Annotated in this window: 12 protein-coding genes; 7 read left to right on the forward strand and 5 right to left on the reverse strand. The window is 38.0% G+C overall.

Translation table 11 applies throughout. The features are described 5' to 3' along the window. Positions 1-31: 31 nt before the first annotated feature. Positions 32-1168: a 4-phosphoerythronate dehydrogenase PdxB gene (gene pdxB / locus PR683_RS06595; RefSeq protein ID WP_272581721.1), complete on the reverse strand. Its 1137-nt coding sequence runs from the start codon at positions 1166-1168 to the stop codon at positions 32-34. 86 nt (positions 1169-1254) lie between these two features. Next, complete coding sequence (locus PR683_RS06600) at positions 1255-2067, reverse strand: helix-turn-helix transcriptional regulator (RefSeq protein ID WP_004912323.1); 813 nt, start codon at positions 2065-2067, stop codon at positions 1255-1257. A 101-nt stretch (positions 2068-2168) separates the two neighbouring features. Between PR683_RS06600 and PR683_RS06605 the strand changes: the two genes are divergently transcribed. The 3 genes from PR683_RS06605 (at position 2169) to PR683_RS06615 (ending at position 10444) form a co-directional block, all read left to right on the forward strand. After that, positions 2169-3089, forward strand: a complete 921-nt coding sequence (locus PR683_RS06605) for a DMT family transporter (protein WP_004912327.1) — start codon at positions 2169-2171, stop codon at positions 3087-3089. Positions 3090-3444: 355 nt separating this feature from the next. Next, positions 3445-8109, forward strand: a complete 4665-nt coding sequence (locus PR683_RS06610; RefSeq protein WP_272581722.1) for an SEL1-like repeat protein — start codon at positions 3445-3447, stop codon at positions 8107-8109. 244 nt (positions 8110-8353) lie between these two features. Then, positions 8354-10444 (forward strand): hypothetical protein, encoded by a 2091-nt coding sequence (locus tag PR683_RS06615; protein WP_272581723.1) that lies wholly within the window; start codon positions 8354-8356, stop codon positions 10442-10444. A 64-nt stretch (positions 10445-10508) separates the two neighbouring features. Here the strand turns inward: PR683_RS06615 and PR683_RS06620 are convergent, their stop codons facing one another. Together PR683_RS06620 and tctD are read right to left on the reverse strand one after the other, a co-directional pair. Beyond that, complete coding sequence (locus tag PR683_RS06620; protein ID WP_109911539.1) at positions 10509-11936, reverse strand: sensor histidine kinase; 1428 nt, start codon at positions 11934-11936, stop codon at positions 10509-10511. Next, positions 11933-12601 carry a transcriptional regulator TctD gene (gene tctD / locus PR683_RS06625; RefSeq protein ID WP_109911538.1) on the reverse strand — a complete coding sequence of 223 codons (669 nt, stop codon included), beginning with the start codon at positions 12599-12601 and terminating at the stop codon, positions 11933-11935. Before tctD ends, PR683_RS06620 begins: the two co-directional genes overlap by 4 nt. A gap of 311 nt (positions 12602-12912) precedes the next feature. Between tctD and PR683_RS06630 the strand changes: the two genes are divergently transcribed. The 4 genes from PR683_RS06630 to PR683_RS06645 all read left to right on the forward strand — a co-directional run bounded on the left by PR683_RS06630 (position 12913) and on the right by PR683_RS06645 (position 16837). After that, positions 12913-13887, forward strand: coding sequence for a Bug family tripartite tricarboxylate transporter substrate binding protein (locus tag PR683_RS06630; protein ID WP_004912350.1), 975 nt, complete (start codon positions 12913-12915; stop codon positions 13885-13887). An 11-nt stretch (positions 13888-13898) separates the two neighbouring features. Continuing rightward, positions 13899-14330, forward strand: a complete 432-nt coding sequence (locus PR683_RS06635; protein ID WP_109911536.1) for a tripartite tricarboxylate transporter TctB family protein — start codon at positions 13899-13901, stop codon at positions 14328-14330. An 11-nt stretch (positions 14331-14341) separates the two neighbouring features. Further along, positions 14342-15847, forward strand: coding sequence for a tripartite tricarboxylate transporter permease (locus PR683_RS06640; protein WP_228367601.1), 1506 nt, complete (start codon positions 14342-14344; stop codon positions 15845-15847). Between the two features lie 537 nt (positions 15848-16384). Next, positions 16385-16837 carry a hypothetical protein gene (locus tag PR683_RS06645; RefSeq protein WP_211889071.1) on the forward strand — a complete coding sequence of 151 codons (453 nt, stop codon included), beginning with the start codon at positions 16385-16387 and terminating at the stop codon, positions 16835-16837. Between the two features lie 9 nt (positions 16838-16846). On the opposite strand, the gene PR683_RS06650 is transcribed toward PR683_RS06645, so the two are convergent. Continuing rightward, the gene (locus PR683_RS06650; protein WP_004912361.1) at positions 16847-17707 is read right to left on the reverse strand and encodes a hypothetical protein; all 861 of its coding nucleotides are present in this window, start codon (positions 17705-17707) and stop codon (positions 16847-16849) included. Between the last annotated feature and the right edge of the window lie 69 nt (positions 17708-17776).

Here is a 17776-nt window from a genome sequence, read left to right on the forward strand (position 1 = left end):
CGCTATTTAACAGGTGATCATTTTAACTCATTTATTTTGTGCTAACTAAACTTGCCTTAAAACCAAGTGCATTGAGTTTTGATGCCGTTTGTTCATCATCACAAATCACTTCAAGGGATGACCATTCACGACGTTCTTGATAATTTTTGCGCAGTTTATCAAATTCGCCTGTTACCCCTGCAACCGCTCTTAATGCTGCATCATCTCGGCGCACATCATACACGAGATGCACTAACCTTTTGAGCTGGTTTTGCGTTAATTTACCATTGAAAGTCAATTGATTGATATCAGGCTTAGGCAGTAAGGATGAAAGGGAAATTTGTGACGATTTGCCGAGAAACTGGCAGTAAGCTTCATAAACTTGCGTCGTTCCTCGTGCTTTACCTTCTAGCGTATAACCCGCAATATGCGGAGTACCGATATCCACTAATGCTAAAAGTGCGGTGTCTAAATCTGGTTCTGGCTCCCACACATCTAAGATAACGCTCAGTTTTTTTCCGCGATTAAGTAAAGATAATAATGCTTTATTATCAACTACTTCACCTCGACTTGCGTTAATTAAAATGGTGCCATCTCGTAATTTTGCTAAACCCGTTTCATCCATTAAATGGAAAGTTTGATATTCCCCAGACATATTCAGCGGAGTATGGAAGGTTATCACGTCAGCTTGCTTGAGCACATCTTCAAAAGAAACAAATAGCTCGTCGTCCCCTTTGGCTGCACGCGGTGGGTCACAGAGTAATGTTTTGACTCCCCAAGCCGATAACCTAGCCGCTAAACGCCCTCCGACATTACCAACACCAATAATTCCTACTGTTTTATCACGCAAATCAAAGTTGTCGCGTTCCGCTAGCAGTAATAGTGAGGAAAAGACATATTCAACGACCGCTATCGCATTACAACCCGGTGCTGATGAAAAACCAATATTTGCGGTTGATAACCACTCGGTATCAATGTGGTCAAAACCGGCTGTCGCAGTTCCAACAAATTTAACCGGTGTATTACCGAGCAGTGATTCATTAACCTTAGTGATAGAACGTACCATTAATGCATCTGCATCAATTAATTCTTGTTCTGGTATAGGACGCCCCGGTACCGCTTTCACTTCACCAAGCTCACTAAATAAAGTTTGAGCATATGGCATATTCTCATCGACTAAAATTTTCACGCTGTTATCCCAATCAATCACTTGTTTGTTGTGTGTCGTTATATAGATAAGTGGAGCAATATTTTGCCACGGTTTAAGCCAGATGCCTATGAGAGGTTACCTTCTACTGTAAATTCTTTCGCTCGAAAGCGATCTGGTGTGACACCTGATATTTGTTGGAACATCGCAATAAAGGCGGATGCCGAGCTATATCCGACATCCAATGCAACTTCATGTACACTTTTTCCTTTTTCTAGCCCGGCAACGGCATGTAGGTAGCGTAAACGTTGACGCCATTCACTAAACGACATTCCTAACTCTTGCTGGCAACGCCTTGATAACGTGCGTTCCGATGTATAATAGCGTTTTGCCCATTGTGCTAACGTCGTGTTATCTGCTGGGTCACCTTGTAACTCTAATAAGATGGGAGCAAGAAATTTATCTTTTGAAACAGGCAAATAGGTGTCTTGGCAGGGAGACAATGGAAATTGATCAATAAGCACATGAGCCAAACGCAAGTCTTGCTCTGTTTCGGGCTGAACAATACCGCGTTGATACATGTCCGTCATAATTGATTGAAATATCGGGCTAAGCTTAATCACACACGGCCGTTGAGCCAGCACTTGGTTGTATTCATGAGCAAAATCTATAATCCGAAATTTGACACTTTCTTTATTAAAGCTAGCATGGGGAATATTCGCAGGGATCCAAATGCAAAATTCTGGCGGTGCTAAATAATGTTGACCAGCCACCTCCATTTCCATGATGCCACACACCACATACAGCATTTGACCAAAAGGATGCGAATGGGATTTATACTCAGTGAGGGCGGCAGTTTGCTCATGCCGAAAAGCAACCAATTCAGGCTCTGCGATATTACATTCGCTGATTTGCCAAATGTCTGATTTTAAATTTTCCATGGTACCTGTCTGAAAAGCGTTATCGATTGTCTGATTATCAGTATATATAAAAAATCGGACAGATGTATACTAGCGCCCATTCAATATGGGAGAGTGTTTTAATGAAAAATCTTCTTTTTCCGCTGATTGCGGTTTTATTATGGTCAATTAATGCCATTGTAAACAAAGCGGCATCAACCGCTATTGACCCTGCGGCAATCTCTTTTTACCGTTGGGCGCTGGCATTGCTTGTGATGACTCCATTTGTATTACGTTCTGTGCTTCGAAATTTTAAAATGGTCAGGAAGCATTGGTGGCAACTTGCCATTTTGGGCGCTTTAGGGATGATGTTATACCAAAGTTTAGCTTATTATGCCGCACACAGCGTGAGCGCTACTTTTATGGGAATTATGAACTCCATGATCCCATTATTAACAGTAATTATTAGTATTTTTGTACTACGCGTTATTCCTACCGTGGGGATTGTGCTAGGTTCAATTCTTTCATTATGTGGATTAGTGTGGTTAGTGAGCCAAGGAAGCCCAAGCGCATTATTCTCACAAGGCTTAGGCCAAGGGGAAGCCATGATGTTAGTTGCGTCTGCAGCATATGCCCTGTACGGTGTGCTTACTAAGCGTTGGTCAATCCAGTTATCCAGTTGGGACTCACTCTACGTTCAAGTTTTCTTTGGCGTTATCATGCTATTCCCTAATTTCTTATTAGCTGAAGATGTCTCGCTGAACAGCCAAAATATCGGTTTAGTGGTATTTGCTGGTATTGCGGCTTCCATTATTGCTCCTGCATTATGGATCCAAGGAGTTATGCGCCTTGGGGCGAATACAACCTCCATTTTTATGAACCTAGCCCCCGTTTTCACCGCTATTATCGCTATTTTTGCCTTAGGTGAAGAACTCAAAAGTTACCATTTAATCGGTGGTGGAGTGGTTTTACTCGGGGTAATGTTAGCGCAACAATTACGCACGCCACTGACAGAATTATTCCGCCGTGAAAAAAAGGTGGTTCAAGAAGATTCTTGCCAGTAGAATAGAATTACAAAAGCAATAAATGCAATGTCGTCACTCATATGCCCCACTTTGTGGGGCTATGTTTGAAATCCTCTTCATTCTTTCGTTTATTTTACTTTAATATTCCTCATTATTAATACTTTGTGACATTTTAAAATCACTCAATTCACCTTTAGTTCGCCCATCATTAGTATCATTTATCGGATTAGCGTTTTTCAGATGAAGGATAATCCGATTGAATCTTCTGGAATTCCAATTAGACTTAAGCAAAATCAAATACCCCTTTAGGAGTATTAGCTCCACTCAATAAGCCGTTATAGCGCGATAAATCTAAATGGATCGTGGCAAGTAACCACTATGATAAGGAATGACAATGGCTAAGCCGTTTAAAGTTGGGTTGTTCGTATTGATAATAATTGCTGTAGCCATTGGCATTTATTTCGTCAATGCCACCAACTCATCTTCTCCCTCACAATTAGGCTATGATTTATATCAACAAGGTGAATCTCAAGCTGCGTTTGAACAATTCCAAAAAACTGCAGAGAAAGACTCACAATCTGCTTTTGCCTTAGCGATGATGTATAAAGACGGTATTGGCACGAAAGCCGATGATGTGGCAGCTCAAAACTGGCTAATTAAAGCGGCGGAATCTAACAATAAAAATGCGTTATATAACCTTGGTTTTTTCCGTTATAAACACTTAATAGAAGACACTTCCACTGATGAAAACGGTTTAACCTCTTTAACTAAAGCCGCTGATCTCGGTGTAAAAGAAGCACAAGAAATGGTTGGAGGTATTTATCTAGCTGATAAATATGAAGAGGTTCCGCAAAATATCGAACTCTCTCGCCAATATTTTACGTTGGCCTCTGACCAAGGCTCAAGATTGGCCAAATTTGCCTTGGGTTATATCGCTCATGACATTGAGAATGACAGTAAAAAAGCCGTTGAAATATTAACACCGCTTGTCAGCAACGACTTTCCTTTACCCGCGATGTTACTCGCATCAATTTATGAAGATGGCGGTAACGGCGTACCACCGAACCCATTGCTAGCCAAAAAGTACGAACGCCTCTCTTTTTCCTCCGCACTAGAATACATTTCTGACGCAAGTGAATTAGAACCTGGGGCTTTATCATTGTATGGTTCACAAACAGAAGAAGAAAAACAAAAAGTCATCACTAATTTAGAAGAGCGTGCTAGCCGTGGTGACGAGAACGCTATCTATGTTCTGTACCAAAAATATATGACTGGCGATGGCGTGCGGAGAAATAAAAACCGTGCGATGGCTTATATCCGGCCGCTTGTTGAGGCCAAACAACCTAAAGCCTTGTATTTAAATTACCTAGCCGACAAAGATCGTATTCAGGATTTAACTGATGCCGCCGAAGGCCAATATCCTCCCGCAATGTATCAGGCTTATAAAGTCTATTCAGGCAGTACATTTAGCGACGTTAAGCGTGATGACGCTTTAGCTGAAAAATATCTCACCGCTGCAGCAGATCTCGGTGATTTAGACGCGCTCGTTACCATCAACCAACGAGCGATTTCCAGTTACGAGTTTCCAACCCAAAAACTCAGTAATATTGTCGCTAAATACACACCTATCTTAGTGGAAAAATACCCGAACTCCGCAGAAGCGTTAGTGGTAGCCAGTGATGTTTATAGTGTTAAAGGTAGTCCGTTGTTTTCACCAGAGAAAGCCTTCGCGGCTTTAGAAAAAGCAAATCGCATAGACCCCACTTATGATGCTCAAATTCAATTAGCACGTTATTATATTATTGCATTTGGTACTAAGCAGGATGTGCAAAAAGCGGCTAAGTTACTCATCGACAACCTTAATGCAAACGGTTATCCATCAACCGCTGAGCGCCTATTAGTTCAATTATATTATCGTTATGATATTAAAGCACTTATCGATGAAAAAACGGTTATCGATATCCTCAAAGAGGATGTAATTAAACGCGAAAATTATTCCTTAGCCTATTTATATGCTGATTATCTACTCAAAGAAGATGCAGAAAAAAATAGCGAACAAGCTTTTGATTTATATGAAAAATCAATTAAACGTAATTTTAACAGCCAAGTTAATTATGCCGCTGCATTATTAACATACCGACCAACAGAAACCGATAAAATCGCTAATTTGGTTGTCAATGTACTCCATTCGCCTCAAGCACAAGCTGAATTACTCCCACATGAGCTACAAATCGCTCAAGGTGTTTTGTTAAAAACTGGTTTAAATCGCGCTGATACAAAAGCAATATTGGTAAAAATGGCGTTATATGATAACCATGCTGAGGCACAAAAATTAATTGAGCCACTCATTAATCATGATGCCGATATCACCTATTTATATGGGATCAATAAACTGACTCAATTAACTCAAGTTGACACGTTAAGTGATGCTGAAATAAAACCAATATACGATTATATTTTAAAGGCGGCAGAATTAGGCAGTGCATCAGCTTATTTATATATCGCACAAAACCTTGATAGCGTCACTTATCACAATGATAAGGCGTATTATAAATCTCGCTTCCAACAAATTACTGGACTGACTCAAAAAGATTTAATTCCTCAATATAAAAAATGTGCGGCACTTAAAAACAACCGCTGCTTATATGAGTTAGGAGAAATTTACCAAGAAGGTAACTACGGCGAAGATGCCAATTATGATACCGCCCTTTTCTATTACAACCAAATTTCTGATCCTGATTATAGCTTTTTAAAATCACGTAAACGAGAAATTGAAAAATCTAAATCCTCGTTTGCCAATATTCAAGTAAAAGCGAAGCAAAACGACCCTGACGCGTTGCGCACACTGGCCAATGCATATAAATATGGTAATTATGGACAGAAAGTCGATCAGAAAAAATGGCTTGAATATTTAGAGAAAAGTGCAAAATTCAATCAAGAAAGCGCACTTGAAGAGCTCATTGATTATTACCAACAAGATCAATATGTTGATGCCAATAAAGCGAAAATATTAGGTTATTACGACCAATTAGCCGCCCTTGGCAGCAAAGACTATACCCGTAAACTGGCACATCAATATTTAAAAGGTAGCCAGCTTGTTGAGCCTAATCGACAAAAAGCACGTGAGTATTACCTTAAATCAGGTAGTTGGGGCAATGAATTCATCAAGTACATGGATGATTATGAAATTGGCATGAAAACGCTCAATAATAGTCCTTCAGCAAAATACAAAGTAGGTCGAGCTTATTTCTATGGCCAAGGTGTCAAGGAAGATCGTTTTGAAGCGGCTAAATACCTAAAACAAGCGAGTGATGAAGGTAATGACTACGCCATCGCTCTCTATAGTGAGATGCGCTATATGGGCGTGCTAAATGACGAAAAAAACGCTTGGTTAATGGCACCTGATTGGGATGAAGCCATCATTTATTTACGCAAACATTCTAATCCAAAACGGGTTGATGATTATATTGAAGTTTATGAAACCCTGGTTGTTCCTGCCAAAAAAGGCGATACGGCCGCTTATATTAAACTTGGGGATTGGTATAGTTCACGCGGTAGAGATCTTGCGGCGCAAGATTGGTATAAGAAAAGTATCAAGGCTGGCAATTTAGCCGCTTATCAACCGCTTGATTCCGTGACTGAAGATAGCCAAGCAAAACGTCAAAATTATACTGATGGCACAGCGAAAGGTGACCTATTTTCTAAAGTTCAATTAGCCCAAACTTATTTATATGATAGCGAAATTGTTTCTGGCTCTCCTGAATATGATTTAGCCATTCAATATCTACAAGAAGGTATGAAATCAACCGATGAGAAGCTTTCTAATAATGCCTTCAATGCACTGGTGGATTTGTATCGAGATGGGATTAAAGATGAAAAAAGGAAGCTCAACCGCCCCAAAGATGAACAAAAATATTTAGCGTTGCTACTCAGTGAAAAAAACAATCGAACCGGAGCACTGGTGAACTTGTATCACTATTATGTCAATAGTGATAACACTCAAGCCTTAACTTATTTACAACAGGCTTATGATAAAGGCGATTTAGCCGCAACCAAAAAGCTCTATCAAATCTATTACCCCGGTAAATATTGTAGCAATAGCGATAATGTAGATATGGATAAAGCAAGCCGATATTTGAAGGAGTGGATTGAAAAAAGCAATTTCCAGAAAAATACCGACAAACACTATATTCATTACCCAGAAAGTCTTTCTGAAGAGATGGGAACCACCTATTTAAAAGGTGATTGTAATGTTGATAACAATATCGACAAAGCCATCGAATGGTATAAAATTTCGTTATATTACCACCCAACATATGCACTTGACGCAATTTATGAAGCATATGTAGAAAAAGGTGATGCCAAACAAGCCTATTACTACGCATTGCAACTTGATAAAAAACCAAGTTCTATTGAGCTAATGGATAAACTTTCAGCTCAAGATAAACAAGAGATTGAAAAACAAGTTGCCGATGAAAAAGCCTACGAGAAATATGGCCGTTTTGCCGAGCAAATTGAAAAGCAGCGAGTCGAAGCTGAGGCAGGAGACAAAATGTCAGCCTTTTCATTAGGTATCGCCTACGCACGTGGAGAACGTGTCCCCGAAGATACACAAAAGATGCTCTACTACTATGAATTAGCAGGAAAAAATGGCTACCCTCGCGCCTATAATATTTTAGGTAATCTTTACCGTAAAGATAATGAACGTGGCATTGAAAAAGACTTCCCGAAAGCGCTTTATTATTTTGATTTAGGTGCGCAACAAAATGACAGTAATACTGCACATTTAGCTGGGGATATGCTCTATTTTGGCCAAGGTATACCAAAAGATTATGTCCGCGCAGCGAAATATTACGATATGACAGACCTTGAACAAGGTAACCACCACGCTATGGCAAAATATAAGCTTGCTTATATGTACTATAATGGCTGGGTAGGTAACAAAACCAAAGAAGATATCCAAAAAGCCCATGACTACCTTGAACTGGGTGCTAAGTACCAAGATAAGGATTCCATGAAAGCTCTCAAAGAGTGGGATTTCAATCTAATTAATAAATAATTGAATTATGAAGGCGCTAATTTCCTTTAGCGCCTTAACCTATCTACAATTATCATTTTTATAACCAGACAAAAACATTTCATAGCACCCATCTATAATATAATTTAAAAAATTATTGGCTAATAATTTAAATTATATTAATCGTATTTTCATATAAAATAAAAATTAGTCCCTCTCCTTTTGTTAGATTATATTAAACCTGTTTACATGCAGGTCTAATAATCATTAACATGGAGTGTTTACTATGAATGCAAACCAAATATCAACTTTAAACAAAAAAGAAAAACCACAAGGTAACATAAACAACCACAATATATCTCAGGAACCTAATCATTCTGCAACCCTATCAATTTTTGAAAAACCATTCAATGACGCATCTCGTTTAGAAAAGATGGTCAAAGATTCCCATGAAAACTTAAAAGAAAACAATAATATTTATATTAAACTACTAAATAAAATTGGCAAACTACAAACTCACGTGAAATATACAAGCGTAGAATGGTTTAATTTACAATATATAGAAACTGAAGTTAGAAGCCTATTAATAAAACAAATGAATAAATTAGATATACTAAATAAATTAAATAATGAATATAAGAAAAGCCCCCAAAACAATACAACTAAAGATTCTTCGATAGGTGATAAAGAAATCATTTTAGAATTAACCAGCCAATTAAAAAAACAATTATCTCAATTTAATGCTACAGAGGTATCGAATTTAGATTTTGCAAGGTTATTAGAACTAAATGTTCAGATACGCAACACTTTTACTTCAAAAGAAAAAAAAACACCTCAAGAAATCGATGACCTTTTAAAATCTATAAATATAGAAGTCAATAATTTTAATAACGCTTCAGATGATATCGATGTTTTATTCAAAGAATACTTAAAAAAAACAGTCGATATTCAAGATAAAAGATTATCTATTATAGATAAAACGTACCAACTTGAATTAAAAGCAAAGCAATTAGCTATAACCCACAGGGATACAACAAATAAAATCAAAGAATTACTAGAAAGCCTAAATAATGAGAACTCTAATTATCATAAAGATGAAAACACTATTAATAAAATAAGTAAATATATTTCAGAACTAAATATTGATACCGCAGAAATTCAATATTTGATTTTAAATATGAAAAAAATAAAAAAACACAAAAACTTAAATCACACCATTGAACACTTTAAAAATTATAAAGAATTCGACAGGAATGCTTTTATCGAAAGCCAATCAAATAATAATAAGTTTAGTTTGCTTACTGAGTCATTAAAATCGTTTGATAGATTTAAAATGAACATTGAATTAACAATAAAAAATCAAATATTAACTTCCGAACTAATGCCTCCATTTATTTATGTTGATAAAGACAGACATCATGAAAACATCGAGAATAAATTAGACGAATTATTTAACCTAATTTACCAACGAATTCAAATTGAATTAAAAAATGAAGCGGGTCTATATAAAAATAAACAGATATTCTTATACGAAATAGATAAATTAGAAAACGACATGTCTATCATAAAGGATAATTTATCTAATTATCTCGCTGAAAATACAATACTAAAAAACCCAAAAAAAATCCGTAAAGACATTGAATATTTAATATCTCAGCATTATGATTTACTAATAAAAACAAAGGTTTCCCTGAGACTCATTAATTTAGAATTAAATAATAATTTATATTTATCTTCTCAATCTTCTAGTCCGATGCCTTTCATTATTAATTTTAATGAAGAAGACGTTAATATAGCAATAGAATATGAAAATCTAAATATGAAAGCAGATACTTATATTTCGCAGATTCATAATTTTGTTCCATTAAAATCAGTTTCCTCTGAAACCAGTGAGAGAAATTATTACCAAACGATTAGCGATAAAATAAATGCATTACGAAATACTACTGCTTTAATTAAATCCCTTAATGAAAAGATTGACTTGAAACAAAACCCAGATATGTCAATAGACATTGATAAACGAAATACACTAATAATTCAACAAAAAGATGAAGAAATAAATCTAACAGAATTTATTTATCAGAATTTGGACTATAGCGATAGAAAGTGGTCCCATAGAGACACACTTTCTTTGGTTAAGGAAATATACCAAACTGACTCAAAAATAAGAGAAAAAAAATTACTTATGGAACAAAAAGGAAAAATACACCTACTGGGCATACATAACGGACTTACAAATACTAACGATTATTATAATCTAGCAGATACATTAGTCCGATTCATAGCCGGATTCTCACAACAAATAATAAGCAGTAATTTTAATCCGGAGACTTCAAATAACACACTACCACAGGTGTTAGTACCAATACGAAACTAAGTGCATCAAGCTTTATTATCCTAAAATTTGTCACTAATGGAGCGCTCTAATTAGGGCGTTCTTTTCAGTGTGGCGCTTGGCTTGCTTTAAATGCAATTTTAACCAACAATCCATTAAGTAACTCACTTTTTAATAACTGTGGTTCAGAACCATGATAACTGGCAATATCTTTCACTAAAGCGAGACCTAGTCCTGCACCTTCCTTTCCTAACGCGTTATTTAATCGAGTAAAAGCTTCCATAGAACGGCTAATTTTAGCGTCTGGGATCCCAGGGCCTGAATCTTCGACCTCCAAAACCCAATGAAGATGGTCATCACTGCTGACCACCCGAACGGTGACCACCCCATTTGCAGGGGTATATTTAATAGCATTATCAATTAAATTTGCACACATCTCTGCTAATAAAATAGGTTCACCTTTAATCCATGCTGTTTCCGCGCCTTCATAACCTAAGTCAATATTTTGGCTTTCTGCTTGGGGTAACCGAGTAAAACAAGCCTGGTGAACAATATCCACTAAGTTTATAGCACGATACTGTGTAATGGCTTCTTTCTCATGGGCTTTTAAACGTGATAACTGCAAAAGCCTATCCGTCAAATTGATCGTGTTATCAAGAGTTTTATCGATAGCTTGTAAACTCTGTTGCCGTTGGGTTTCATCCTGACTATTAATCGCAACAGAAACCTGTGTTTTGAGGACAGTTAGCGGCGTTTTAAGTTGGTGAGAGGCATCCGCACTAAACCGTTCTTGCCGTCGAACCATCCGCTTTAGGCGGGAAATATAGCGGTTTAATGCATCAATTAATGGTGATAAATCAGACCACGGCAGCAAATCAGGCAAAGGGGTTAAATCATTAGCGGAACGGCTTAACATTAAATGGGACAATTTTTTTAGCGGTGCCAATAACTTACTAAGTAAAATATAGGCAAGTACCAAAGTTAAAAACACCACAGTACCTTGGCTCATCAGGGCAGAAATTAATAATTGATTAGCAAGATCTTGTCGCGAATAAACTGTTTCCGCCACACGGATTTCAACCATCCCAGTGATACCGCCTTCATTAATCGGTTGATAAAATGCAGCAATACGGATAGGCAAGCCTTTGTACTGCGCATCATAAAAATAAACTAGCGCAGTATAATGCTGTGAGCGCATCCAATACGGGGGAATCGGCGGTAAGTCATCATAACCAGAAATAGTTTCACCACCGGGAGAAATAACTTGATAAAAAATTCGGTCATTATTATTTAGCTCGAAGCTATCAAGCACCACATAAGGCACACTGACTGAGAGGTGCCCATCGACAACTTGCAAGCGCTCCGCGACGGTTCGAGCTGAAGCTAATAATGTGCGGTCATAGGCTAAGTTTGCGGCATTTTTTGCACTGTAGTAGTGCGTATAAACCGAAAAACTCCCCAATAAAATGAGGGGGATACCGAAAAAGAGCAGCAACTGATGAAAGAGAGAGCGTGGATGAGAGACTAATTTCATACACTACACTGCTCTAATCGGTATCCCAATCCGCGTAAGGTATTGATATTAACATCCGAACCAGCAAGTTTTTTTCTAACACGGTGAACATATAACTCAATACTTTGTAAATTGGCTTCATCTGACAACGAAAACACCTGCTCAAATAATTGCATTTTAGAAACAGGGCGCCCTCGTCGATGAAATAAGGTGTTTAACACCGCATATTCTCTTGGCGTCAAGCCAAGTGGTTCTTGTCCTAATAAGAAATAACCGTCCTCATGGTAACTAAGCAAACCAAACTGTTGTGATTCATTCACTTGCCCTTGACTACGTCGCAATAAAGCGCGAAGACGTGCTTCTAATTCCGCAATATCAAAAGGTTTAGTCAGGTAGTCATCAGCCCCTGCATTTAGCCCTTGAACTCGGTCGGCCACATCTGAATTCGCCGTTAATAACAAGACTGGGGTTTCTTGATGACGTTTGCGCATTTGCGCTAATACCTCAAGCCCACTCATTCTCGGAAGTGATACATCTAACACGACTAATTCATAGTGCTCAGTTTGTAATAGCTGGTCTGCTATCGCGCCATCACTAGCAACATCAACTGCAAACCCAGATGACGACAAAGCCTTCTGTAACCATAATGACAATTCGTCATGATCTTCAACCAATAAAATTCTCATTCCGCATACTCATTATAATTATTTATCAGTATACGTTGGCATTCCATTGAATGAATGGAAAGCAAATGTGCGCATATTTACTGTGTCCATCACAACTATTGTTAATAAACACTATTAACGTGATTAATTTAACATTAAATTAACATAACAAAAAAGCAAAAATACAAAACAATCTGATATATATCACATAAAAATAATAATATTTGTTAATGAAAGGTAAATGAAAGCTTCGTCGGTCAATGATGCCATACCAACAAAACAAGAAGTAAACAATATATACCTCTAATTATTGTCTTAGTAAGGAAAAAAGAATGAAAAAATTCACACTGAAGGCCTTAGCAACAGCAATATTTTTAGTTGGCATCAACCAAGCAAATGCCCTACCTGAGCGCACCGAATGTATTGCTCCCGCCAAACCCGGCGGTGGTTTTGATTTAACCTGTAAATTAGTCCAAGTTTCCCTATTAGAAACCAAAGAAATCGAAAAACCAATGCGAGTGACCTACATGCCTGGCGGTATTGGCGCGGTCGCTTATAACGCCATAGTCGCTCAACGCCCTGCTGAACCCGGCACCATTGTTGCTTTCTCCGGCGGTTCTTTACTCAATCTTGCTCAAGGTAAGTTTGGTCGCTATAACGAAAACGATGTGCGTTGGCTGGCTAGTGTAGGAAGCGATTACGGTATGATTGCCGTGCGTGCAGATTCACCTTATAAGACTCTGAAAGATTTAATGGATACCTTCAAAAAGGATCCGAACAGCATCGTCTTTGGTGCTGGAGGGTCGATTGGTAGCCAAGATTGGATGAAAACGGCCTTGTTAGCCAAAGCCATTGATATTGACCCTCGCAAAATGCGTTACGTAGCTTTTGAAGGGGGCGGTGAAACCTTAACGGCACTACTGGGCAACCATATTCAAGTCCTTTCAGGGGATATCAGCGAAATGACGCCATATATCAATGAAGGTAAAATTCGTATCCTTGCTGTCTACTCAGATAAACGCCTTGAAGATGGTTTATCTGACATCCCAACAGCCAAAGAACAAGGCTATGACATTGTCTGGCCAATCATCCGCGGCTTCTATATGGGCCCCAAAGTGTCTGATGCCGATTATAACCAATGGGTTGAAGCCTTCCAAAAACTGCAACAAACCGACGAATTCAAAAAACAACGCGAACTCCGCGGCTTATTTGAATACAACTTAACCGGGCAAGAACTCGATAGTTATGTCAAAAAAGAAATCGAGCAATACCGTGAACAAGCCCGTGCCTTCGGTTTAGCCAAATAATGGGGTGAACGATGAGCCAACGCATATTTGCCATAGTTTGGCTAATACTGTGTGCTATCGGAATTTATATTGGTTGGGGGATCCAGAGTGAGTTTAGTTATGAACCACTGGGCCCCCGCCCTTTTCCGGTTGTCATACTCTCTTTAATGGCGCTTTGTGCCCTTGCCTTATTATTTGGCAAGCAAGAAGCCGTTGAGTGGCCAAAACCCTATGTATTACGTCGTTTAGTTTTATTAGTCGTTGCACTTGTTATCTATGCATGGGCTTTTGAATGGTTGGGGTTCCCGATTGCCACTAGTTTGCTCACCATTAGTATTGCCCTGCTATTTGGCGCAACACCTATCGCCGCGGTTATTTCCGGCCCCGTCTTAGGTATCTTTCTATTCTATGCCTTTGATAAATGGCTAGATGTAACCTTACCTATTGGTAGCTTGCTTAATTAAGGAACGAAATCATGGAAACTTGGATGTACCTATCACAAGGTTTTGAGGTTGCTCTTGTTCCTCAAAATATCTTGATCGCCTTAATTGGCTGTTTTATCGGTACTATCGTTGGGATGCTTCCCGGCCTCGGCCCAATTAATGGTGTCGCTATTTTGCTACCGCTGGCCTTTGCACTTAAATTACCGGCCGAGTCTGCATTAATCTTACTCGCCACAGTTTATTTAGGTTGTGAATATGGTGGACGTATCTCATCCATATTACTCAATGTCCCTGGTGATGCCGCTGCAATCATGACCACGCTAGATGGTTACCCAATGGCAAAACAAGGTAAAGGTGGTGTTGCACTGTCAATTTCTGCAGTGAGTTCATTCCTTGGCTCAACGATTGCGATTGTGGGTATTATTTTATTTGCTCCTTTATTAGCGCAATGGTCTTTGGCTTTCGGGCCTGCTGAGTATTTCGCTTTGATGGTTTTTGCTATTGCCTGTTTGGGCAGTATGATGAGCCAAAACCCAATTAAATCACTATTGGCGGCATTAATTGGTTTATCTCTTGCTACTGTGGGCGTAGATGCCAACTCTGGGGAATATCGTTTTACGTTTGATAGCGTACATTTATCGGATGGCGTGCAGTTTATCGTCGTGGTTATTGGTTTGTTCTCTGTTAGCGAAATTTTATTGATGCTCGAAGGCACGGCAACAGGACAAGGGCTGATCCGCAAAACAGGCAGAATGCTGTTTAATCGCAAAGAGGTCAAAGCGTGTGCTGGCCCTGCTTTACGCTCCTCTTTTATTGGGTTCTTTGTTGGCGTCTTACCAGGTGCCGGTGCCACCATTGCCAGTGCCATAACCTATATGACTGAAAAGAAAATCAGTGGCGAAAAAGGCGATTTTGGTAATGGCGATGTTCGCGGTGTCGCTGCACCAGAAGCAGCCAATAATGCCTCTGCCTGTGGCTCATTTATCCCAATGTTAACCCTTGGCGTTCCGGGGTCGGGGACAACTGCAGTAATGATGGGGGCGCTAACGCTCTATAATATCACCCCAGGCCCAGGTATGTTTACTGAGCAACCTGATATTGTGTGGGGGTTAATTGCGGCTTTATTAATTGCTAACGTAGTTCTGCTCATCATGAATATTCCATTAATTGGCTTATTCACACGGATGCTAACGGTTCCATTATGGTTTTTAGTCCCTGCTATTGCTTGCATTTCTGCTGTCGGGGTATATGCCGTTCACAGTACGACATTTGATTTGTTACTCATGATGGGGCTTGGCGTATTTGGGTTTATTCTACGAAAAATGAACTTCCCATTGTCGCCATTAATCTTAGGGTTTGTATTAGGTGAAATGCTAGAACAAAACTTACGCCGTTCGTTATCCATCAGTAATGGAAATTTCGATATTCTTTGGAGCAGTACGATTTCTCAAAGTTTATTAATACTGGCAGTATTAGTGCTAATTCTTCCGCCTATTGTAAAGCGTATTCGTAAACGTAAACAGCCAGCTACTTCATAGTTGATTGTTGTTCATAACATCTCTGTAAAACTTTGCCCCAGTGTGATTTTGGGGCATTTTTTTACTTAAATTGTATATTTCGACTTTATTTTGAATATGTTTAGCACAGCGACTCTTGAGAGCGAAGGACTTGGCTAGCACTGGCTAGCACTTCGTTTCGATAGTTAAAATTAGGCAGTACATGGCCGTTTATCTGTGGCCTATTTGTGTGCTTTTTAGTAAATAATGGGCAAGAAATAAAACAATTTCTCACTCTATAAATCATGTTACTAAATTTCGTGGTAATAATTTTAAGTACATGATGAGTTAAAATATTAAAGTCATTTTTCCAATATCTACATCTTGTGAAATTCATATAACCCCCTAATGTCTTTAATCTCGTCGTCATCATGGCATAAACACCCCACCAAAAATTGCATAAAGTGATGATTTATTATTCGAACAATGAACTACAACTGTTTAATCAGACAAAGACGAGTGAAGAAAGACTTTTGATGAATTATTTTGTTAGACTCATTCATTAAAATATTAAACTTTATGTTCGATAGATTATTTTTTGTCCTTTTTAATATCCAGCCGAAACCGTTAGCGTATACACGTACCATTGATGTCTATGGTGACCGTTACACCATTCATAGCCAAAAGCCCGTAACTATCACGGAAAAAGACAGCGGTTATATCCAAATAAAAGCGCTGGGTAAAATGCATATTTTTTGTGGGAAAATGCTGCATATCAGCGTAAAGAAAAATATCACTTTAGTGACTATTGGCTGGTCGAAAGGCAAAAGTCGAATATTTGAAGTGCGTAAAAATGTGAAAGAAACTGCATGTCGAGTGAATTCAAATAATGCGAGTTCAAGCTACACGCCCCCTTATTATGACAGCACATCCAGTGATGGTAACCACCGCTCAAGTAGCCATTATTGTTCTAATGATAACTCAAGTTCTGATTGTTCATCATCCGATTCAGGGGGAAGTGATGGAGATTAGTTAATTTAGTTAAACAGCGTGGTTACCAGTATATTGCTTCTCTTCTAGTACCATATTAATGTCACGATATTGCTCCAAAAAATATTGTTTAATCACTCTGTTTTTTTCAAAATAATCCTTTCTTCCAGCATATGCTTTCGCAAGCATCTTAAATGCTGCTTGTTTAATCCCAAGATATTTATTGTCAATTGTCGATATTGAACTAAAAACACTTTTATAATTGGTGCTATCACTACCAAATAGGCTATTCATAACAGTATCACTCAAATTATCATAATCAATATCTAGAGTTATTTTAGCACCCTTTAAATTAGCATTGGTAAAATTGTAATCAACATCTACCTTAACTGGGATTTTAATCTGTGTATTTTCAGCTATTGCATCAGAAAAATTCGCTCTTAGCAAAGGCATGTTGTTGCTTGTATCCACAACTGTGTTCGATAGATTTGAACCTGAAAAATCAATATTTGCACTACTAATATGAATAGTTCCATCATAGGTACTATTAAGTAAAAGTTTTGACATATCCTCAGCAGTTATTATTTTATTTGAATAATCATAGTATGCTGCAAGCCTATCTAATTTATGTTCTGATTTAATTTGTATAAGGGGACTACTTCTCAACTCTTTGGTATTTGATTTTTCTGTATTAATACTTATAAAGCTATTTATAATATTAATTTGCTTTGTAATTTTCTCTTTATTTTCCGATTCAATATCCCACCCATACTGACTGTATGTATTATTTATTTTAGAAATTACCATGCTAAGTAAATTTTTCTTATTGGCTTCGGATGGATTTTTCTTATAGACTTCAAGCATCTTGCTAGAACTATTGTTGAGTTTATAAATGAGAGTTTTAATACCCATAACTTATTCCTATATCAATTAACTTTATTTATTTGATATATACTCCCATATTAAACATATTAATTATTT

This window comes from Providencia sp. PROV269 (assembly GCF_028477785.1).
Classification (GTDB): Bacteria; Pseudomonadota; Gammaproteobacteria; order Enterobacterales; family Enterobacteriaceae; genus Providencia; species Providencia rettgeri.

Bases quoted from the DNA above. Each gene is read 5' to 3' on its own strand.
- PR683_RS06630 (WP_004912350.1), top strand. From the start codon at position 12,913: ATGAAAAAATTCACACTGAAGGCCTTAGCAACAGCAATATTTTTAGTT.
- PR683_RS06615 (WP_272581723.1), top strand. From the start codon at position 8,354: ATGAATGCAAACCAAATATCAACTTTAAACAAAAAAGAAAAACCACAA.
- PR683_RS06605 (WP_004912327.1), top strand. From the start codon at position 2,169: ATGAAAAATCTTCTTTTTCCGCTGATTGCGGTTTTATTATGGTCAATT.
- PR683_RS06600 (WP_004912323.1), bottom strand. From the start codon at position 2,067: ATGGAAAATTTAAAATCAGACATTTGGCAAATCAGCGAATGTAATATC.
- PR683_RS06610 (WP_272581722.1), top strand. From the start codon at position 3,445: ATGGCTAAGCCGTTTAAAGTTGGGTTGTTCGTATTGATAATAATTGCT.
- tctD (WP_109911538.1), bottom strand. From the start codon at position 12,601: ATGAGAATTTTATTGGTTGAAGATCATGACGAATTGTCATTATGGTTA.
- PR683_RS06640 (WP_228367601.1), top strand. From the start codon at position 14,342: ATGGAAACTTGGATGTACCTATCACAAGGTTTTGAGGTTGCTCTTGTT.
- PR683_RS06650 (WP_004912361.1), bottom strand. From the start codon at position 17,707: ATGGGTATTAAAACTCTCATTTATAAACTCAACAATAGTTCTAGCAAG.
- PR683_RS06635 (WP_109911536.1), top strand. From the start codon at position 13,899: ATGAGCCAACGCATATTTGCCATAGTTTGGCTAATACTGTGTGCTATC.
- PR683_RS06620 (WP_109911539.1), bottom strand. From the start codon at position 11,936: ATGAAATTAGTCTCTCATCCACGCTCTCTCTTTCATCAGTTGCTGCTC.
- PR683_RS06645 (WP_211889071.1), top strand. From the start codon at position 16,385: ATGTTCGATAGATTATTTTTTGTCCTTTTTAATATCCAGCCGAAACCG.